This is a genomic window from Arthrobacter sp. Y3223164, from assembly GCF_059091005.1.
Genome location: NZ_JBNHGF010000659.1, coordinates 1 through 961, shown reverse-complemented (window position 1 = coordinate 961; position 961 = coordinate 1). Strand labels below are relative to the sequence as shown.

The following is a 961-nucleotide window of genomic DNA, read 5'->3' as shown; positions in this document are numbered from 1 at the left end:
GCGGCGCCCGCCACGGAGGCCAAGCCCGCAGCACCCAAGCCCGCCGCCCGGCCCAAGCCGGCAGCGCGGCCCGCAGCACCCAAACCTGCTGGCCGGTCCGGTTCCAAGAACTAAGACCGTACAGAGAGCATCCGGCAACCGCCGGGCACCGTTCAGTGTCCGGCGCCGGTAGACAAGTAAACCGCCGGTGCCCGTTTTGCGGCACCGCACGAGCCGACGGTCGGCAGCGACCCGAGGAGACGTAAGGAGAACGGCAGCCATGCCGAAGCAGAAGACCCACAGCGGCGCCAAGAAGCGCTTCAAGCTCACCGGCAGCGGCAAGCTCAAGCGCCAGCAGGCCAACCGCCGCCACTACCTGGAGCACAAGCCTTCCACGCTGACCCGACGCCTTGCCAGTGACAAGATCGTTGCTCCGGCCGACGTGCGCAACATCAAGAAGATGCTCGGCATCTGATTTTCCCCCCTCTGGTCCGCGCGGCGACGCCGCAAGGGCCATCCAGCTAGTTTTGCCCCCGGCCGCCGATCGCGGCGGCCGAGCACCGGGCACCAATCATCAAAAGGAGTACGCACGTGGCACGTGTGAAGCGGGCGGTCAACGCCCACAAGAAGCGCCGGGTCATCCTGGACCGGGCTGCCGGATACCGCGGACAGCGGTCCCGCCTGTACCGCAAGGCCAAGGAACAGCTGCTGCACTCGTTCGTGTACAGCTACGGCGACCGCCGCAAGCGCAAGGGTGATTTCCGCCGCCTGTGGATCCAGCGCATCAACGCTGCCTCCCGCGCCAACGGCCTGACCTACAACCGCCTCATCCAGGGCCTGAAGGCCGCCGAGGTCCAGGTCGACCGCCGCATGCTGGCCGAGCTGGCCGTGTCCGACGCCGGCGCCTTCGCCGCTCTGGTGCAGGTAGCCAAGGACGCCCTGCCGGCCGACACTTCGGCTCCGGCAGAGCGCCAGACCGCCG

The 961-nt window shown here is 68.5% G+C and carries 2 protein-coding genes; both read left to right on the top strand.

The genetic code is table 11. The features are described from left to right. Window positions 1–259 precede the first annotated feature (259 nt). Entirely contained in the window at window positions 260–454 is a 195-nt protein-coding gene (gene rpmI / locus AC5RUJ_RS17210; RefSeq protein ID WP_493977772.1) for a 50S ribosomal protein L35, read from the top strand. A gap of 116 nt (window positions 455–570) precedes the next feature. Next, the coding region (gene rplT / locus AC5RUJ_RS17205; RefSeq protein ID WP_494156361.1) for a 50S ribosomal protein L20 at window positions 571–961 on the top strand (391 nt) is incomplete at its 3' end.

What these genes read in the sequence shown, in the direction of transcription:
- rpmI (WP_493977772.1), top strand. Translation starts at nt 260, where the DNA reads ATGCCGAAGCAGAAGACCCACAGCGGCGCCAAGAAGCGCTTCAAGCTC.